General features: G+C 37.6%; 16 protein-coding genes. 12 read left to right on the top strand and 4 right to left on the bottom strand.

Features of this window, described 5'->3' with window-relative positions:
- Positions 1–143 precede the first annotated feature (143 nt).
- Both ACLI50_RS09555 and ACLI50_RS09560 read left to right on the top strand, forming a co-directional pair.
- Positions 144–3,728, top strand: a complete 3,585-nt coding sequence (locus ACLI50_RS09555) for a choice-of-anchor L domain-containing protein (RefSeq protein WP_411413639.1) — start codon at positions 144–146, stop codon at positions 3,726–3,728.
- A 289-nt stretch (positions 3,729–4,017) separates the two neighbouring features.
- Positions 4,018–6,375 (top strand): choice-of-anchor L domain-containing protein, encoded by a 2,358-nt coding sequence (locus ACLI50_RS09560; protein WP_202838512.1) that lies wholly within the window; start codon positions 4,018–4,020, stop codon positions 6,373–6,375.
- Between the two features lie 127 nt (positions 6,376–6,502).
- On the opposite strand, the gene rsmA is transcribed toward ACLI50_RS09560, so the two are convergent.
- On the bottom strand, positions 6,503–7,273 hold the full coding sequence (gene rsmA / locus ACLI50_RS09565) for a 16S rRNA (adenine(1518)-N(6)/adenine(1519)-N(6))-dimethyltransferase RsmA (protein WP_110009306.1): 771 nt from the start codon (positions 7,271–7,273) through the stop codon (positions 6,503–6,505).
- A 91-nt stretch (positions 7,274–7,364) separates the two neighbouring features.
- Here rsmA and ACLI50_RS09570 point away from each other — a divergent pair, with 91 nt between their 5' ends.
- The 7 genes from ACLI50_RS09570 to ACLI50_RS09600 all read left to right on the top strand — a co-directional run bounded on the left by ACLI50_RS09570 (position 7,365) and on the right by ACLI50_RS09600 (position 12,901).
- Positions 7,365–8,264 carry a cell division protein FtsX gene (locus ACLI50_RS09570; protein WP_110009307.1) on the top strand — a complete coding sequence of 300 codons (900 nt, stop codon included), beginning with the start codon at positions 7,365–7,367 and terminating at the stop codon, positions 8,262–8,264.
- Between the two features lie 2 nt (positions 8,265–8,266).
- Positions 8,267–8,563, top strand: a complete 297-nt coding sequence (locus ACLI50_RS09575; RefSeq protein WP_110009308.1) for a DUF3098 domain-containing protein — start codon at positions 8,267–8,269, stop codon at positions 8,561–8,563.
- Positions 8,564–8,674: 111 nt separating this feature from the next.
- On the top strand, positions 8,675–9,493 hold the full coding sequence (locus ACLI50_RS09580; RefSeq protein WP_202838511.1) for an undecaprenyl-diphosphate phosphatase: 819 nt from the start codon (positions 8,675–8,677) through the stop codon (positions 9,491–9,493).
- A gap of 20 nt (positions 9,494–9,513) precedes the next feature.
- Entirely contained in the window at positions 9,514–10,212 is a 699-nt protein-coding gene (gene truB / locus ACLI50_RS09585; protein ID WP_110009310.1) for a tRNA pseudouridine(55) synthase TruB, read from the top strand.
- 80 nt (positions 10,213–10,292) lie between these two features.
- Complete coding sequence (locus ACLI50_RS09590) at positions 10,293–10,787, top strand: hypothetical protein (RefSeq protein WP_202838510.1); 495 nt, start codon at positions 10,293–10,295, stop codon at positions 10,785–10,787.
- Positions 10,787–11,509 carry a 23S rRNA pseudouridine(2604) synthase RluF gene (gene rluF, locus ACLI50_RS09595; protein WP_110009312.1) on the top strand — a complete coding sequence of 241 codons (723 nt, stop codon included), beginning with the start codon at positions 10,787–10,789 and terminating at the stop codon, positions 11,507–11,509. Before ACLI50_RS09590 ends, rluF begins: the two co-directional genes overlap by 1 nt.
- 180 nt (positions 11,510–11,689) lie before the next feature.
- A complete protein-coding gene (locus ACLI50_RS09600; protein WP_202838509.1) occupies positions 11,690–12,901 on the top strand; it encodes a YncE family protein in 1,212 nt (403 codons plus the stop codon).
- Between the two features lie 78 nt (positions 12,902–12,979).
- Here the strand turns inward: ACLI50_RS09600 and ACLI50_RS09605 are convergent, their stop codons facing one another.
- Entirely contained in the window at positions 12,980–14,236 is a 1,257-nt protein-coding gene (locus ACLI50_RS09605) for a ComEA family DNA-binding protein (protein WP_411413640.1), read from the bottom strand.
- 240 nt (positions 14,237–14,476) lie between these two features.
- Here ACLI50_RS09605 and ACLI50_RS09610 point away from each other — a divergent pair, with 240 nt between their 5' ends.
- Positions 14,477–14,701: a hypothetical protein gene (locus tag ACLI50_RS09610; protein ID WP_202838507.1), complete on the top strand. Its 225-nt coding sequence runs from the start codon at positions 14,477–14,479 to the stop codon at positions 14,699–14,701.
- A 106-nt stretch (positions 14,702–14,807) separates the two neighbouring features.
- Here ACLI50_RS09610 and ACLI50_RS09615 read toward each other — a convergent pair whose 3' ends face one another.
- Positions 14,808–15,152 (bottom strand): MerR family transcriptional regulator, encoded by a 345-nt coding sequence (locus ACLI50_RS09615; protein WP_062671077.1) that lies wholly within the window; start codon positions 15,150–15,152, stop codon positions 14,808–14,810.
- Positions 15,153–15,355: 203 nt separating this feature from the next.
- Between ACLI50_RS09615 and ACLI50_RS09620 the strand changes: the two genes are divergently transcribed.
- Entirely contained in the window at positions 15,356–16,237 is an 882-nt protein-coding gene (locus ACLI50_RS09620) for an AraC family transcriptional regulator (RefSeq protein WP_202838506.1), read from the top strand.
- A 132-nt stretch (positions 16,238–16,369) separates the two neighbouring features.
- On the opposite strand, the gene ccoG is transcribed toward ACLI50_RS09620, so the two are convergent.
- Positions 16,370–17,812 (bottom strand): cytochrome c oxidase accessory protein CcoG, encoded by a 1,443-nt coding sequence (ccoG, locus tag ACLI50_RS09625; protein WP_202838505.1) that lies wholly within the window; start codon positions 17,810–17,812, stop codon positions 16,370–16,372.
- A gap of 254 nt (positions 17,813–18,066) precedes the next feature.
- Between ccoG and ACLI50_RS09630 the strand changes: the two genes are divergently transcribed.
- Positions 18,067–18,960: an SMP-30/gluconolactonase/LRE family protein gene (locus ACLI50_RS09630; RefSeq protein ID WP_137905343.1), complete on the top strand. Its 894-nt coding sequence runs from the start codon at positions 18,067–18,069 to the stop codon at positions 18,958–18,960.
- Positions 18,961–18,997: the final 37 nt, after the last annotated feature.

The raw sequence follows: 18,997 nt of genomic DNA on the forward strand, positions 1-18,997 counted from the left end.
TATTTTGTCAGTCTTTTTTTATTATTTTAAAATAAACAAAGTTGATATTCTAACATAAATAAATTTGCGTTAGTAATAATGTAAATTGTGTTAACTTGAATTTCAATTAAAAAAAATAGTATTTTTGTTTAAAATAATATAAAATGTTAAATAGGAGGATAGGAAATTTATTTTTAGCGTTATTTTTAGCTTTCATGGGAAACTTTATTTTGGCTCAAAATAAAGGAAGGGTAGAAATAGCATCAAAACCTACTGCTGCTTCTTTGAGAGCAGGTGCCTTTATAGATGTGAATGCACCAAGTTACCCGGAATCCGGCTATCCTATTACTCAGCTGATCAATGATGTTCTTATATCCGGAGGTTCCACCTGTACCAGCTCAAGTGTAAGCAATGTAACCGTTTCCCCCAACCTGGCCGCTACCAACCAGAACCGAAGCTGGGGATATTTTAATAAATCAAATACCAATTTTCCTTTCAGCAAAGGGATTATCCTTTCTACCGGATATGCCAATAAAGCAGGGAACACTCTTCAGGGAACTTTAAGTGATGATCTTGGAACTGGAGGTGATATAGATCTTGCGAATGCGTTGGGAATCGGTAATAATAACCTCACGAATGCCACCTCTATAGAATTTGACTTTGTGGCTGCCTCTACTGAAATTTCATTCAGATATTTATTTGCTTCTAAAGAATACCAGCAAAACTTTCCATGTACCATCACAGACGGTTTTGCCCTGCTGTTAAAAAAATCAACAGATCCTACTTATACCAATCTTGCAGTGCTTCCGGGAGGAGCAGGACCTGTAAGTGTAACGAATATACACCCGCAATATCAAAACTGCGGGCCTAAGAATGAAGCCTATTACGGAGGAACCAATACCGCTCAGATTGAAACCAATTTCAACGGACGTACCATTCCTCTTACTGCCAAAGCAACTGTAATCCCCGGGCAAACCTACCATTTTAAAATTGTGCTTGCGGATTATCAGGATCCCAACTTTGATTCAGCAGTATTTCTTGAAGCAGGATCATTTGATATCGGGGTGAAAATCCTGGATCCGGCTGGCGTGCAGCTTCCTGACTCTGTTAATATGTGTGATAATACACCACAAACTTTTACAGCCTCTGTGCAGGGACCTAATATAACGTATCAGTGGTATCAGGGTACTACTCCGATTGCAGGAGCTACCAATGCAAGTTACACGGCAACAGCACCAGGGGTATACACCGTTAAGGTTTTCATCCAGGGGAATACCTGTCCGGGGGAAGCTACTATTACAGTAGTTGGCGGAACATCTCCTACAGTACAGAATGCTACATTAACAGCCTGTTATGCTGCCGGAAATGCAACTTTTAATTTAACATCAGCACAAGCTTCTATAAGTACTACTCCGGGAGCTGTGTTTTCATATTATACTACTTTGGCGGATGCCAATGCAGGAAATGCCAATACAATCCCTAATCCAACAGCTCATCAGAGTGCGGGTGGAACGGTGTATGTAAGAGTAGCCAACGGTTTCTGTGCAAAAGTAGCACAACTCCAACTGGTAAAAGCTCCACAGATGATACCTACCATTGCCCCTCCGGCAGTGCTTACCTGTAACAATTCTCAGACCACGCTGGATGCATCAGCTTCCGTTTATCCGGCAGGAGCTACTTTCAACTGGACGACTACGGGAGGGAATATTGTTTCAGGAGCAACGACTTTAAATCCTGTGATTAATGCTGCAGGAACTTATACTTTAACCATCACAAAAGTGTATCAGCCAGGAAATATCAGCTGTACAGCGGTAGGAACTGTAACCGTGACAGGAAACAGTGCTCCGCCGGTTACCGGGCTTACAGCAAGCAAAATAAAAATCTGTAAAGGAGATTCTGTAACACTTACCGCTTCAGGTGGAGCTACCTATAACTGGGGTAATGGCCTTACAGGAAACGGAAGTACACAGGTTGTTTCACCTACTGCCACCACCACTTATACCGTAACAGCAGTAGGAGCGAATGGCTGTGTTTCTCAAAACCCTGCAACGATAACGATAGAAGTTTCAGAACCTTTCACAGCGCAAAATGCAACACTTCATAAATGTTATCAGCCGGGATTAACTTATAATCTTACGGAAGCCCAGCCCCAGATCACCACAACTGCAGGAGTTACTTTTACTTACTACGTCAGTCAGGCTGATGCCAATGCTGCTAACGGAAACTTTATTGCAGCACCTACAACATATACGCCGCCGGGAGGAAGCCAGACTATTTATGTACTGGTAAGTAATGGAGGCTGCAGCTATGTAGTATCTCTGCAGTTATTAAGCACGGCTCAAACTACGCTTACCATTGCTGCACCACAAACAATTACCTGTACAACACCACAGGTTACCATCAATGCATCAGCATCTGTTGTACCGGTAGGATCTACCATTGCATGGACAACCACCGGAGGTACTATTGTCTCAGGAGCTAATACACTTACCCCTGTGGTAAGCGCCGGCGGAACCTATACTTTAACAGTGACGAATGTTTCACAGCCAGGAAATCTGAGCTGTACATTTACTTCGACAGTAACAGTACAGGAAGATAAAGTACAGCCTGTTGCTGCATTAGTTTCATCACAACCCCGTATTTGTGTAGGAGAATCCGTAACATTAACGGCTTCCGGAGGGGTAACCTATAACTGGGGGAATGGCCTTACAGGAAATGGAAACACCCAGGTTGTTTCGCCTACCACAACTACTGTATATACGGTATTTGCCGTTGGAGCTAACGGATGTATTTCTGCCACACCAGCGTCAGTTACTGTTCAGGTAGGTCCGCCAATTGCCGGCCTTACCGCATCTAAATTAAAAATCTGTGAAGGTGAATCTGTAACATTGACTGCTACAGGTGGAATTACATATAACTGGATAGGCCTCACAGGAAACGGAAACACTCAGGTAGTTACTCCTACAGCAACAACAGAATATTCAGTATATGCATTGGGAGGAAACGGATGTAGCTCTGTGAATCCGGCTAAAGTTACTATTGAAGTAGTTCCTGCAATCGTTTCTACATTAAAAGATGTATTTGTCTGTGCCGGAGATAAAGGAACACTGGATGCCGGTTCAGGACCAAACTATACTTATGTATGGAGCACGGGAGCCACTACTCAAACCATAACAACTAATATTCCCGGAACATATTCTGTGACAATCAGTAATGGGGTTTGTTCCAAAACTTTTTCGGCACAGCTTATTAATCCTGATCTGCCGCAGTTTACCAATATTGTGTATGATAATCATATTCTTACGCTTACGGCAAGTAACCCTACAGGCGGAGTTTTAGAATATTCCATCGATGGAGGATTGACATGGCACGAATCGAATGTGTTTACAGGTATTTTGAACAATACCATGTATACTGTAATGGTAAGAGTGAAAGGTGCTAAATGCGGTACTTCGCTGGATTATTTTACATTCATTATCAGCAACGCTATTACCCCTAATATGGATGGTATCAATGATACTATTGATTTCACCGGAATCAGCGGATACAAAGACTTCGCAGCTTCTATTTTCGACCGGTACGGTGCAGAAGTATTCAAAGCAAGTAAAGGAAATGTTATCTGGACAGGATCTTTAAAGGGAGTTAATCTTCCTACTGCTACTTATTGGTACAGGGTACAATGGGAAAATCCAGCCAGTAAGAAAATGGAACAGCGTTCAGGATGGATTCTCCTGAAGAACAGAAACTAGATTTTATAAAAATAAAAATTGATCAAAAAATCTTTCAGTAATGAAAGATTTTTTTTTTGATTTGATGAATATATTTAATCGTCTTTTGTGAATTATGTAAAATAAGTGGAAAATATGTTAAAATTATTTGTAATACGATGTTGGTACAACAGGTATGATTTGTCCGGATAGGGATTGATTAATGAAAATTTACTGTAAATGCTTTTTGTTTTGTTTTTTTATAGTAAAAAATGCAAATATGTATATGAGATATTTAAAAAAAAATTAAATTTGTTGAAACAAAAATATTATGAGAAGATATCTACCGCTTTGTTTATTTTTTTTAGTCATCTCGACTTTTTTATTTTCACAAAACCTGCCACCACGAAAACACGCCAAAGAAACACCCTCAAATCTGTCTGCAAGAGCTGGTGCTTTTATTGATGTGAATGCTCCGCAGTATCCTGAAACCGCTTACACTATTGAAAAAATGGTTAAAGATGTATTGATCTCCTCCGGGACCAATACCTGCCTTACTCCCAATGTAACCAATGTAAAAATTACTCCTAACCACGCTGCAAGTGAGGCAAACAGAGCATGGGGATATTTTCATAAGGCTGCAACCAATTTCCCTTTTAAAGACGGGCTTATTCTTTCCACAGGGTATGCAAGAAGAGCTGGTAATACTTTTGAAGGTGGTCTGAGTGATGTTAACGGTGGAGGTTCAGATGCTGATCTTGCACAGGTAATCGGGGTTGTGGAAAGCAGACTGAATGATGCCGTTCTTTTGGAGTTTGACTTCGTTCCAACAACTTCTCAGATCAAATTTAATTACCTTATTGCATCAGAAGAATATACTGGATCTTTCCCTTGTACCTTTGCAGATGCATTTGCCATCTTGTTGAGACCTACTTCAGGTGGACCTTATGTGAATATGGCTGTACTTCCGGGAGGTGCAGGTCCGGTAAGTATTACCAATATCCACCCTGCAATCGGAACCAGTTGTGGTGCGGTAAACGAGCAGTATTTTGCCGGTTACAACACAGGTAACGTTGAAACCAACTTTAACGGAAGAACAATTCCATTGACTGCCACAGCAACAGTAGTGGCAGGACAGGAATACCATTTCAAAATGGTAATTGCTGATTACAGTGACCATAGTTATGATTCTGCTGTATTCCTTGAAGGAGGATCTTTCAATATCGGGGTAGACCTTTTAGATCCTGCAGGAACAAAACTGCCTTCAGATATTAATGTATGTGATAATGTACCTCAGGTCATTACAGCTTCTGTAAATGATCCTAACCTTGTATACCAGTGGTTCTTTAATGGAGCACCAATCCCGAATGCTACAACCAATACCATTACTGCAATACAGCCTGGTACTTATACAATCGAAGTAAGTGTTCCTGGTAATCCATGTCCGGGTAAAGCTTCAATCCAGATTCACGGAGGAACAACACCTCAGGCTCAGGATGCTACATTACTGCTTTGTACCACACCGGATATTACTACTTTCGATTTAAGTACAATTATGCCTACCATCAGCCCAACGCCTGGAGCAATCTTTAAATTTTATGAAAATCAGGCGGATGCTGTTGCACAGAATAACAACTATATCCAGACACCTTTAAATTATAATGGTAACGATGGCCAGATTCTGTATGTTCTTGTTTCCAATGGAGGATTCTGTAGCAAAATTGTAGAATTGACATTGCAGAAAGAAGCAACACCAACCGCTAAAGTGAAATCTTCGAGAATAAAAATCTGTCCGGGAGAATCTGTAACCCTTACGGCTGAAGGAGGAGATACGTATCTTTGGAGCAATTTCATGGGAACAGGGAATATGCAGACGGTTACTCTATATCAGACTACAACATTTACAGTATATGCAATTGGAGCAAAAGGATGTAAATCTCTTAATCCGGCAACGATCAGAATTGAAGTGACACCGGAAATTACCTCTACATTAAAAGACGTTGAAATGTGTGTCGGTGATGTTGTCACTCTGGATGCAGGAGCCGGTGATGGTTATAAATATCTTTGGAGTACAGGTGCTACAACACGGAAAATTGATGTAGACCAATGGGGAATCTACTCAGTAGAAATTGATAATGGTATCTGTAAGAAAGTTTTTGAAGCCAAAGTAATGGGGGCAGCAACTCCTTTTGTTACTGCATTAAATTATGAAAGCATCAAAAAAACAGTAACAATTACAGCTGAAAACCCGCCAATGAACAATACACCAAGCACTTTGGAATATTCTCTTGATGGTGGTATCACATGGCAGGATTCAAATGTATTTACGAATCTTTTAGACAATACAAACTATACTGTTTTGGTAAGAAGAGTAGGTACGCATTGTGTGGGATCTCTTGAATTCTTTACATTGCAGATCAACAATATCATTACGCCAAACGAAGATGGAATTAACGATGTATTGGATCTTAAGGCTCTTGGAGACTTTAAAAACTTTACGGGTTCTATCTATGACAGATATGGAGTGGAAATGTTCAGGTTCTCAAAAGAAAATCCAGTCTGGGACGGAACGGTAAGTGGTAAGAGACTTCCTACAGCAACATACTGGTATAAGTTCAATTTTGAATATCCGAAATCAAAAGCTCAGATGAACTGGTCAGGATGGATCATGCTGAAAAACAGAAACTAAAATTGATAATGTAATATAAAAGAAAGCCTTTCGAATTTATTTGAAAGGCTTTCTGCTTTTAACGGACAGTGTATTGTAATGTATTCAGCAAAAAAGCTCCCGGTAAGGAAGCTTTATAATGATTGTTTTATTGATTTTCTTTCCACAGATTTGCAAAGTGTATAAAATCTGCTACACTCAGTTCTTCTGCTCTCTTATCTAAAAATTCGTGCCCTTTCAAGGCTTCAGGAATATTGAGTGTTTTTAAAGCATTGGAAAGCTTTTTTCTTCTTTGGTTGAAACCTGTTTTCACGATCTGTTTAAACAGTACTTCATTGCCCGCAAGCCCTTCTTTAGGGTTTCTTGTAAGCCTGATGACTCCCGATTTTACTTTTGGAGGAGGATTGAAGACATTTTCATGTACCGTAAACATATAAGATACATCATAATAAGCCTGTATCAGAACAGAAAGAATACCATAATCTTTAGTTCTCGGAACAGCCGCCGTTCTTTCCGCTACCTCTTTCTGGAACATTCCTACCATTTCCGGGATCAGCTGGTAATGGTCTACAATCTGAAACAGAATCTGTGACGAAATGTTATAAGGGAAATTACCAATGATCGCAATCTGATCATCCTTGATAAAACTGAAATCCTGCTTCAGAAAATCACCTACAAAAGTTTCTTCAGTTACTTTTGCATAGTTGTTTTTCAGATATTCTATAGATTCCGTGTCTATTTCTGCAAGGTAAATGTTCTGATCCTTTTCAAGAAGATATTTGGTAAGAACGCCCATTCCGGGACCTACTTCCATGATGTTGTTATAGCTCTCAAAACTAAGACCTTCTACGATTTTTCTTGCGATATTTTCATCTGTCAGGAAGTGCTGTCCAAGATGTTTTTTTGCTTTTACACTCAAAGTTTTTTATGATTTTATTAACAGTGATTTTCTTTATTTCGTCCCAAATTTCGGAAGATTTTTTCTATTTTAGCCAAAAATTTTAATATTAATGGCTAAATCTGTAGATGAATTTAATAAGAAAAGGCTTCGGTCCAGCAATATTACAGTAGTGATAAGTATTGCCTTAGTGTTATTTTTGTTAGGATTAATGGGGCTTATTCTGATTAATGCCCAGAAGTATTCTGACTATATCAAAGAACAGTTGGTAGTGAATGCCTACTTTGATGAAAACTATGACGCTAAAGATTCTGTAAAAATTGCAAAACTTGAGGAAGAAACTTTTAAAAAGGTACAGTTATTAGCTCCTGTAAAAAAAGCGACTTATATTTCAAGAGAAATGGCGGCAAAAGAAGCCAAGAAAAGTATGGGAATCGACAGTGATGCATTGTTTGAGGAAAATATTTTCCCTTCTTCTATTGAAGTGGCTTTAAAGCCGGAGTTCGTAGATCCAGCAAAAATTGATGAAGCTATTAAAGAAATCAAATCCGTTCCCGGAATTATTGATGTTAAAAATGACAGTACTCTGATGGTAGATGTCTACAATAACCTGAGCAGAATCCTGAAATGGATCTTAGGATTTTCAGTCCTGTTCCTGATATTGGCAGTTGTATTGATCAACAACTCTATCCGTCTGAAAATATTCTCAAAGAGATTTATTATTAAAACAATGCAGCTGGTAGGAGCGAAAAGAAGATTTATCCTTAAACCTTTCATTGTGGAAGCTATTATTTTAGGAGCTATCGGTTCTGTAATAGGTCTTCTCGCTTTGGGCGGAGTCTGGTATTATTTCACCAGTCAGATTGGTTCTGCTTTCGTACAGGACAACAACCAGTACTTCTGGTTAGTAATCCTGGTACTGGGTGTTGGAATTTTTATTTCTGTCTTAAGTACCATTTTCGCTACATGGAGGTTCTTGAAATCAAACGTTGACGATTTATATTACTCTTAATAATGAGCAAAAAAACAAATAAATTTTCTGCTTCAGACTACGGGCATGAAGCTGAAGTACCACAGGAAAACGCTTTCTATTTCGGACAGCAGAATTTCAAATGGATGCTGATCGGACTAGCCTTCATTGTAGTAGGATTTCTACTTATGATGGGACCTGATGCCAATACAGTAGACGGGAAATTTGATCCTAACTCATGGAATGACGGGATCTTTTCTATCAGAAGAATCAGAATAGCACCTTTGTTTGTTGTTATAGGATTTGCAATAGAAGTGTACGCGATCTTAAAAAGAAAATAAATAAAATAATTTTATTTAAGGATTAAAAAATTTAAGAATTGAAAGATGTAAGCCAATGAGCTGATTTTTCTAATTCTTAAATCTTTTAATCTTTTTAATTTTTAAAAGAATATGGATTTAATCAAAGCAATTATTATTGCCATTGTAGAAGGGTTGACGGAATATCTTCCGATTTCCTCTACAGCACATATGGGATTTACTGCGAATCTTATGGGGTTGGAAGAAACAGAATTTTTAAAAATGTTTCAGGTGTCTATTCAGTTTGGAGCTATTCTATCTGTCGTAGTGGCATACTGGAAAAAGTTTTTTGACTTAAATAATATTCAGTTTTATTTTAAACTTGCATTTGCTGTAGTTCCGGCTTTGGTGTTGGGGTATTTATTCGATGATAAAATTGAAGCCGTTCTTGGGAACCAGATTGCGATCTCTTCTGTATTGGTGTTGGGTGGTGTAGTTTTATTGTTTGCAGATAAATGGTTCAGGAATCCTAAAATTGATGATGAAAAAGGAATTACCGTAAGAAATGCTGTTACCATTGGTTTCTGGCAGTGTCTTGCGATGATGCCGGGAACAAGCCGTAGTGCGGCCTCTATTATTGGAGGAATGGCACAAGGCCTTACCAGAAAGGCTGCTGCAGAATTTTCTTTTTTCCTTGCAGTCCCTACCATGCTTGCTGTAACCGTGTACTCAGTTTTTGTTAAGACCTGGGGAAAAGAAACCGCAAATCCGCAGAAAGGATATGAAATGATTATGTCTTCACAGGATCATATTATGATCTTTGTAATTGGAAATATCGTTGCATTTATTGTAGCACTTATTGCCATTAAAGCATTTATTGGTGTGCTTAACAAATATGGATTCAAACCTTGGGGCTGGTACCGTATTTTTGTAGGAATAGCTCTGTTGATTTATTTCTATTTCTTTAAATAAGAAATCTTTTATACTCATTCATGACTGCTGAAGAACTGAAATCAGGATACATTTTTTTATTGGACAAACCTTTGGACTGGACTTCCTTCCAGGCTGTCAATAAAATGAAATATAAACTTAAAAGGGAATTTGATCTTCCCAAGAAATTTAAAATCGGACACGCCGGAACCTTAGATCCAAGAGCAACCGGGCTTCTTATTGTCTGCTGTGGAAAATTTACAAAGAAAATTCCTGAAATTCAGGATGCTCCCAAAGAATACTGGACAGAGATCAAGATCGGTGTGCAAACAGAATCCTATGATACCGAAAAACCTGAAATTCTTCACCAGGATATCTCTCATATTACTGAAGAACAGGTAAAAGAAGTGCTGGAAAAATTTGTTGGGGAAATTGAACAGAAACCACCCGTTTATTCAGCGATTAAAATTGATGGCGAAAGAGCTTACAATCTTGCCAGAGCAGGTGAAGAAGTGGAAATGAAGGCAAGAAAAACAACCATCCATTATATCAAAGACATAAAAATCGATTTTCCTTTGGTGAGTTTCATGGTAGGCTGTTCAAAAGGAACATACATCAGAAGTCTGGCTCATGATATCGGGCAGGAACTGGGAGTAGGAGCTTATCTGACACAGCTGAGACGTACCAAAATTGGTGATTATGCCATTGAAGATGCTACAGATCAGTTCCTGAATAACGAGTACAGATTCGAAAGCCTATGAAAATAAAATTATCCATTTTCTTATTAATATTTTCTTTTTGTAAAGCATTTTCTCAGGATACAGAAACTGGAAAATCAAAAATGGATTTTTACTTCAATCCTTCTCTGAATGTAGGATTTAATATTAATAAGAAGAACCAGACCAGCAATTCGCAGTATATTGAAAACAGATCTTCATTAGGAAATCTTACTTATGGGATTACTGCTGTGGGTGGATATAATTTTCTTCCTAACTTTGCATTGGGAACAGGATTTAAATATAGTTTTATCCAGGATAATTATCATCTGATTTATTGGGTTATTCAACCAAAGATTATTTTTTCTCCGGGCGAAAGACCTTTTTATATCGATATTAATTATGGAAAACAGCTTAATCACTCTGCTGTTTCAGATACTGAATTCTGGGGCGGGAGACTGGGAATGCAGGTTTCCTATTCAAAAAGATTGAGCCAGGAAGGAGGAATTGTTTTTGAATCACATCGGCTGAAAGACGGAGCTGACGGTTTTTTCATAGGGCTGAGCTATGGAATTACCCTTTTCAGCAATAAAAATTATACCGGTTACGGAAAAGACTAATGGAAAAGACACGTATTAATAAATATTTATCAGAAGCAGGGTACTGTTCGAGAAGAGCAGCAGATAAACTTTTGGAGGAAGGCAGAATTAAGATAAACGGGAAAATTCCTGAATTGGGAACCAAAGTTTCTGATGAGGATCTCGTAGAAGTAGACGGAAAACCCATCAGAGAGCCTCAGGAAAAACCTGTGTATATCGTTTTTAATAAACCGGTAGGAATCGTTTGTACTACCGATACCAAACGTGAAAAAAATAATATCGTAGATTATATCAACCACCCGAAAAGAATTTTTCCTATCGGAAGACTGGATAAACCTAGTGAAGGGCTTATTCTCTTAACGAGTGACGGTGATATTGTCAATAAAATCCTGAGAGCTCGAAATAATCACGAGAAGGAATATCTGGTTCGTGTAGATAAGCCGATCACTCCAAAATTCCTGGAGAAAATGAGAAATGGAGTTCCTATCCTTGATACTGTGACTAAAAAATGTGAGGTAGAGAAGATTGATGAAATGAATTTCAGAATTATCCTTACCCAGGGACTGAACAGACAGATCCGGAGAATGTGCGAATATCTGGGGTATGAAGTTAAAAAACTCAAGAGAATCCGTATTATGAATATCAAACTTGATCTGCCGATAGGGAAATGGAGAGATATGACTGATGAGGAGCTTAATACCTTAAACTCTTTGCTGGTAGATTCCAGTAAAACATTTGATTAAAAATATCCAAGATACTTTAACGGTTTTAATTTCATGCTTCCTTGTATTAACTACAGGAAGCATTATTTTTAATGTCATTTATTATTTTTCACATATTAGTGTAATATGTTTTTGTTTTCATTGGAAATGTTTTATATTTATAATACTAACAATGATAATCACAAAACCATGAAATTAAAAATGAATTCAGTGTTCTTGTTTGTTATTCTGGTAATATCCACGGGTTGCCTGAATGAGAACCACAATCCCGATCATCCTCATAATACCTCGTTTTACATTGATTACAGAAGCATAAAAGGGTCATCAGACGGAATAGCCGTTATAGAACTTGATCCTGAAGCTCCGAATTTTGGAAACATCAGCAGTAAGCTTGAATTGGGTAATGGGGTATTGCCCCATCATATTTATTACAATCTGGATGCAAAAAAAATGTTCACCACTGCTTTGGGAGGCAGTTATCTCTATGAAATAAAAACGGATAAAGACCAATACGGACAGCCGAAATTAATCAGTGCAACTCCTATTGATACGGGCGAGAATACAGTAGGTGAAAACTTGTTTTTCACAAATGACGGTAGATATTTTATGACCTTTATGGGTGGGGCAGGAGGTCCGAAAGACGGAAGTATTGGCGTTTTTAATGCTAATAATAATCAGCTTATCAAAACGATTAAAGCTCCCATTCAGGTTAATCCCGGTAAGTTTATCATGTATCCGCATGGCATTTCCGTTAATGAGGAAAAAGGATTAATGATGGTGACTTCTACCATTCACCCTGATCTTACGACAGGAATGGGAAATACCTGTACTTTGTTAGATCTGAATACCTATGAAATCAAGGAAACATACCAGGTAGCAGACTCACCAGCAGATTTGTCCGCTCCGGTTGAGGTGTTGTTACTTCGCGGAAAATTTCCACAATATGCACTTGCTACAACAATGCTTGGCGGTGATATCTGGATTGCCCCATACAATACCGCAACCAAAAAATATGATGCTTTTACCAAGATTTTTGACGGAAGTACACAAGGATTAGGCTGGGCGCTTGAAATGTATATTGATGATACAAACAAGCTCTATGTAAGTTTTGCAGATCCTGGAAGAGTGCTTGTTTTTGATATAAATAATCTTCCCCAGCTAAAGCTTTTGAAGACTTTTGAAGCTGACAGAGGGGCGCATCATATGGCTTTCTTTAAAACCAAGTCAGGAAAAGATGTTGTAGCAGTACAGAATAATCTATTGGATCTTCCTAACTTAAATTCCGGTACGATTAGTATCATTGATATTAATTCCGGGAAAAAATTAGGAACAGTAGATTTAAGGAATAAATATGGAATTCTACCGGAATCTATTGAAGGAACTAACGGACCAGGCAGTTATATGCATCACTAAAATGTAGGACATTATTTACAGTATAACTCTTCCGGAATATTATTTTGGAAGAGTTTATGTCAACTTCTTGTTGTCACGTTATTTTACATATAATTTCATTCTTTCTTCATACTCAGGTTTCAGTTTTAAGAGTTTCCATATTTTTTTATCATCAGGATTACTGATTCTGTAGAATATGATTTTATCTGCTGAGTACTTGAAATAAGGATGATTTTTAAGCCATTCCTCCGGTGCATTTACTAATGAGTACCGGGGAACATCTGATGTATTCAACGGAGCTATTGAAATCAGTTTCTGAACCAGATCCAGATCGATATTGTAAGTACTTAGAATTTGCTGCTTATTCATAAAACCTCCCAGTTTCTTTCTGAAACCAATGATTGAACCCGCACTTCTTTCATCCAGTCCGAATTCTATAAGCTGTTTAAACGTAATGGTATTAAGGTCTGTTTTTGAAAAGTCTGTTTTTTCCTGCTGTTTTTCCTGAAGTTTGATATAAGGTTTCATTTCCTGAAATTTCTCAGCAGAAATCACAAAACATTTCTGCAGATCGTCCAGGCTTTTAAAGTTTCCTCTTAAATTGCGGTTCCGGTAATTGAGGATTGTGATTGCTTGTTTTTCTGAGAATCCAAGTGTTTTCCAGCCCTCTAAGTCCAGTTGATTAGGATCAAAAATATGATATTGAATTCTGGATTTCACAGTATTATCCTTCGTAAAATTCCTGAAGTTTTCCGGAGTTTTTGCCGGCAGCAAAAGATAAGGTTCGATTTTGCTGTAATTCTCCGGGGAAATGATGAAGCATTCTTTAAACTTTTCCTTACTGATAAAACTTCCCCCTAGATAATTTTTATACTTTATAATAGCTTCTGCCTGCTTTTCACTGAAACCCATCTTAAGCCAGTCGTGGACAGAAAACCGATCAGGATTGAATTTCGCTGAAACCAGAATTTCTTTCTTTCCGTAGGAAGGAAATCCTTTTGGATCCTTTTTTCCTGTTACTTCAGGAAGTAAAATGAATGAGGCAAGTTCACTGAATTTCTCTTCGGAAATAGCATAACATTTTTTCAACTGCTCTTTTGAAGTAAATTTTCCTCCTATCATATCTTTATACTTAAGGATGGTAGCAGTTTGTTTCTCTGAAAATCCAAGTTTCAGCCACTGTTCTTTGTCCAGGATATTAGGATCAAAATCTGATAGATCCCGTATTGAAGAATCTTTGATAAAGGTAACTTCAGGAAAAGGTTCTTTTTCACGACTGGTGTATTTCTGATAGGCTAAAAAAACAGTCAGCAATGTGACCATCAATGCCAGTTTCCGGTAATAGTTTTTTCTCATCACACAGTAAACGTATTAATAAAAATAAAGCACTGCAATAGCTGATAATGAAATGGTTAAAGATGATAAAGAGAAAGTGTTTTATGGTTTAAAAGGTGAAGGGAATATTGTCTTTTATGCGATATAATTTCGTAATTGATACTGAAATTCTTGATTGCTTTTTATATAGCATTTCTTCAAACGGCTTGGTTTTTGTAATTTTTTCATCATACTTATTAACCTTATTAATTGATCATGAATATGAATTACACTGAAGCATTGAAATACAAGGAAGAGGCATTAAAAAAAGCCGATAGTACAGTGGCTGACAATTACCATATTGTTATAGTTCCGGCTGATACAGCTGAAAGTGCGAGGTATATTGAAGAGTACACCAAAAAGCCTGAAAACTTTAAAGATGACAGCTGTAAGAAATACTGTTCAAACGGAGAATATCTGGTGGTGAGTTTTAAGAAAGAAGAATAATTTTGGACAAAAAGCAATAATGAATCATTGGTTTTGCCATGTGTTACTATCAATAAAAACCTCCGCTGCAATTCATTGCAGCGGAGGTTTTATATTTTCAAAGCATTTAATCCTCTTCCCGTTCTCCTAAAGACTCTTTCAGCTTGATCAGTTCAGCTTTTACAAACTCCAGGCGGTCGATCAGAGTAATGGTTTCGGAAATTTTACTGTTGGTGGTCAGAGCGATACGGGCTCCGTCAAGGGTATATCCTTTTTCTTTTACGAGATGGTAGATCATCTGAAGATTTTTAATGTCTTCAGGAGTGAAATACCGGTTCCCTTTTCTGTTTTTTTTAGGCTTGATAATAGGGAATTCCTGTTCCCAGTAACGTATTAATGAAGTGTTTACATCGAATGCTTTCGCAACTTCTCCTATAGAATAATACAGCTTATCAGGTAAATTTATTTTCATTTTACAACTCCTAAACTTCAAAGATAAAAATTTTTTAAAGTTTCATCCAAAATATATTGTAAAAAGTGCGGTCAGACTTTGTTTTAAAGGAAAAATAAAGATGTAAAATCATCACAAAACAGCCATTTGGTCATCACAGAGAAGAAGAGCAGCTATTACCGGTTCTTTTTATCTAAATTTGTGAATCCTTAAGATATTTATCAATGAATCCGATCTCCGTTCTTCATATCGATCTTTTCCAGGCGGGTAAAAATACTTCAGATTTTTATTTTAACACCATGAAGAGTCATTTGGTGCTGGGACATCGTCATATAGAGAAGCCTCACAGACATGATTTCTATGCAGCAGTTCTCTTTACCAAAGGAACAGGAGTGCATGAGATCGATTTTCAAAGATATGAAGTCTCTGAAGGAAGTCTTTTCTTCTTGTCACCGGGACAGATTCACAGCTGGGAGCTTTCGGAAGATATAGACGGTTACATTTTCTTTTGTTCCCAGGAATTTTATGAAATGCATTATGTGAATCAGAAACTCAGAAATTTTCCGTTTTTCGGATCCGTATCTTTCCCGCGAAAACTACAATTGAACGCTCAGGAATTGAAGAAAAACATGAGTTTATTTAAAGAACTGGGAGAAGAGCATCAGGCTAAAAACATTATGAAAGAAGGTCTGATTTTATCACTAATGTCTCAGATTTTTATTAATGCTGCAAGATTGTTTTCAAAAGATTTTGATACAATGGATTCTGCTGCCGGACTTTCTTATTTTAAACATTATCAGGATTTCGAAAATCTGATTGAACAAAACTTCACAAAACACAAGTCCATTACGCATTATGCCTCTTTGTTAGGTATTTCATCCAAACATCTGAACAGGATTGCCCAGACTGTTGTTCAAAAAACAGCAACTGATGTCATTACTGAAAGGGTAGTGCTGGAAGCCAAAAGAATGCTCATGTATCTCGACGAGAGTTTGGTGGAAATTGCCTTTAGACTGGGATACGAAGAATATTCCTACTTTGTAAGAGTATTCCGGAAAAGCTCCGGAATGACTCCCACGCAGTTTATGAGGAAATATAAGGCTTAATGAGTTCCAAATTCAAAGTTTAAGGTTGGGGAGGAATGCGTTGGAAAACCATCCCGCTCCTCCAGAGGAGGGGAATGGGAAATATCAACTACTTTTCCTACTTCCTATAACTTATTACCCGCTACCTGCCACCTAAAGAGCCAACTTAAACGGTCCTTCAAAAGTAGTTTCAAACGAATCTACCAGCTGTCCTTTTTCATCAAATACTCCGATGACCATATTTTGTTTTGAGAATTTAATTTCGTCTTCAGGAAAGGAAATGTTGATGTTTCCTTTCAGGATCTGATCTCCTTTCAAAATAATTTTTTCAGAACCGAAATAGGTAATTTCCGCATTCGTTGGAGTGATCACTTTGATGGTAAGCATCTTTTTCTCGTTTGATTTATTCAGAAGGGTATAGATAAAAGTATTGGTGATTTTACCGTTCTTAATAAAAAATGTAGAACCTGCAGGTTTGATGAATTTGGCTTCCATAGAACCACGGTCATACATTAAAAACCCAAGGAACCCAATCAACAAGGCAAGGATAACAGTTGTGGCTTTCATTCTTGGAGTAAACCGGAATTTGTCCTGATTTTCAATTTCTGCTTCCGTAGCATAGCGGACCAATCCTTTAGGTAAGCCAACTTTCTCCATAACTTCATCGCAGGCATCAATACAGGCTGTACAGTTTACACATTCCAGCTGCTGTCCGTTTCTGATATCGATTCCTGTAGGACATACCACAACACATTGGTTACAGTCTATACAATCTCCTTTTCCTGCTGCTTTTCTGTCTTCGTTATTTCTCCATTTTGCACGGCCTTCTCCTCTTTTAAAATCATAGTATACATTGATCGTTTGCTTGTCGATCAATACACCCTGCAGCCTTCCGTAAGGGCAAACCAGCGTACAAACCTGCTCACGAAGCCATGCGAAAACAAAATAGAACGTCATGGTAAAAAAGATCATAACGATAAACTTCAGTGAGTTGGCTTCAGGTCCTTCACTCATAATACGGAAAACTTCTTCGTAGCCCACAATATACATGAACATAAAATGAGAAATAATCAATGAAATTAAAAGGAAAACAGACCATTTCGTCAACCTTTTTCTTATTTTCTCTGCATCCCATTCCTGTCTGTCCAGTTTCATCTGTTTATTCCGGTCTCCTTCGATCCAGTATTCGATTTTACGGAAGACCATTTCCATAAAAAGCGTCTGCGGGCATAGCCACCCACAGAATATTCTTCCGAAAACGACAGTAAATAACATCACAAAAATGACGGAGGTTACCGCCCCTAAAGCAAGAATAAAAAAGTCCTGCAGGTAAAACGGCTGTCCGAGAATAAAGAATTTCCTGTCGATGACATTGATCAGCAGAAAAGGATTATTATTGATCTTTACAAACGGCAGTCCGAAAAATAAAGTAAGAAGAAAATAGCTGGTGTAATTCCTGTAGTTGGTATACTTTCCTTTGGGCTTTCTGGGAAAAATCCACTTCCTTTTACCGGTTTCATCCATGGTTCCCACTGAATTTCTGAAATCTTCATTTTCAATTTCCAAAGACTTGATATTGTTGGACTCTGCGCTCATTGTTATATGCTATAAAAGTATTTTAGTACAATTTTCATCCTGACCAATCTTATTTTCAAATTGACTGTTCCATGAAAAAGTGATTGATTCTGTTACTGCAAAGCTCCGGATTATATCTTTTCATTACTAATATGATCTACTTCCAAAATAGGATAATTAGGACATTTTGTATCTGTTGTTTTTATTGTATCAAAACGGGAAAATATTTTGAAACCTCTAGGTCATATCGTAAATTGCAACTTTAAAAATGAAGCATGAAGAATATACTTAAAATAGGTATGATTGGTTTGGTTTTCGCATTGGTAAACTGTCAATCAGTAAATTATAGTAAAATGTTTTATGAGGGAGTGCAGCCGGAAAAGGTTTCGGACAAGTTCAGTTTCACAGAAGGACCATCAGCAGATAAAGAAGGGAATGTTTATTTCACCGATCAGCCTAATGATAAGATTTATTATTGGGACTGGAAAACCAATCAGGTGATAGAGTTTTTGAATAAAACAGGAAGGGCAAACGGAACACACTTTGACAAAGATGGGTATTTGATTACCTGTTCGGACGATCAGGGTGAGATATGGAAGATATCCAAAGACAAAAAAGTAGAAGTTCTGCTAAAAGGTTTCGAAGGAAAAAGGCTGAACGGCCCCAATGATGTCTGGAATGATGAATTTGGAGGAATGTACTTTACAGATCCTTTGTATGAAAGAGATTACTGGGTTGGTTTTAAACAGGAAATTCAACATAAAAGTCTTTATTACAGAGATAAATCGGGAAAAGTTACCCAATTAGAAACTTTCACCCAACCCAATGGTATTGTTGGGAGTGAAAAACTAAAGAAATTGTACTTATCTGATATTGATGCCGGAAAAACCTACGTTTATGATATATTGGGAGAAGGAAAATTATCTGAGAAAAAACTGTTCTGTGAAATGGGGTCAGATGGCATGACGATGGATAAACACGGAAACCTGTACCTGACAGGAAAAGGAGTGCATGTTTTCAACAGTTCCGGGAAGAAGATCTATCACATCCCGATTCCTGAAGACTGGACTTCCAATGTCACTTTTGGCGGTAAAAACAATGATATTCTTTTCATTACTGCCTCCAGGTCAGTGTATACTTTCCCTCTGAGAGTGAAAGGAATTAAATAATATTATGTCATTGCGGGGAGGGCAGATTGCTTCGTTG

This window comes from Chryseobacterium cupriresistens, from assembly GCF_046614675.1.
GTDB lineage: Bacteria > Bacteroidota > Bacteroidia > Flavobacteriales > Weeksellaceae > Chryseobacterium > Chryseobacterium cupriresistens.

What these genes read in the sequence shown, in the direction of transcription:
- ACLI50_RS09610 (WP_202838507.1), top strand. Translation starts at nt 14,477, where the DNA reads ATGAATTACACTGAAGCATTGAAATACAAGGAAGAGGCATTAAAAAAA.
- ACLI50_RS09620 (WP_202838506.1), top strand. Translation starts at nt 15,356, where the DNA reads ATGAATCCGATCTCCGTTCTTCATATCGATCTTTTCCAGGCGGGTAAA.
- rluF (WP_110009312.1), top strand. Translation starts at nt 10,787, where the DNA reads ATGGAAAAGACACGTATTAATAAATATTTATCAGAAGCAGGGTACTGT.
- ACLI50_RS09615 (WP_062671077.1), bottom strand. Translation starts at nt 15,152, where the DNA reads ATGAAAATAAATTTACCTGATAAGCTGTATTATTCTATAGGAGAAGTT.
- ACLI50_RS09575 (WP_110009308.1), top strand. Translation starts at nt 8,267, where the DNA reads ATGAGCAAAAAAACAAATAAATTTTCTGCTTCAGACTACGGGCATGAA.
- ACLI50_RS09580 (WP_202838511.1), top strand. Translation starts at nt 8,675, where the DNA reads ATGGATTTAATCAAAGCAATTATTATTGCCATTGTAGAAGGGTTGACG.
- ACLI50_RS09560 (WP_202838512.1), top strand. Translation starts at nt 4,018, where the DNA reads ATGAGAAGATATCTACCGCTTTGTTTATTTTTTTTAGTCATCTCGACT.
- ACLI50_RS09630 (WP_137905343.1), top strand. Translation starts at nt 18,067, where the DNA reads ATGAAGAATATACTTAAAATAGGTATGATTGGTTTGGTTTTCGCATTG.
- ACLI50_RS09570 (WP_110009307.1), top strand. Translation starts at nt 7,365, where the DNA reads ATGGCTAAATCTGTAGATGAATTTAATAAGAAAAGGCTTCGGTCCAGC.
- ACLI50_RS09600 (WP_202838509.1), top strand. Translation starts at nt 11,690, where the DNA reads ATGAATTCAGTGTTCTTGTTTGTTATTCTGGTAATATCCACGGGTTGC.
- truB (WP_110009310.1), top strand. Translation starts at nt 9,514, where the DNA reads ATGACTGCTGAAGAACTGAAATCAGGATACATTTTTTTATTGGACAAA.
- ccoG (WP_202838505.1), bottom strand. Translation starts at nt 17,812, where the DNA reads ATGAGCGCAGAGTCCAACAATATCAAGTCTTTGGAAATTGAAAATGAA.
- ACLI50_RS09590 (WP_202838510.1), top strand. Translation starts at nt 10,293, where the DNA reads ATGGATTTTTACTTCAATCCTTCTCTGAATGTAGGATTTAATATTAAT.
- ACLI50_RS09605 (WP_411413640.1), bottom strand. Translation starts at nt 14,236, where the DNA reads ATGAGAAAAAACTATTACCGGAAACTGGCATTGATGGTCACATTGCTG.
- ACLI50_RS09555 (WP_411413639.1), top strand. Translation starts at nt 144, where the DNA reads ATGTTAAATAGGAGGATAGGAAATTTATTTTTAGCGTTATTTTTAGCT.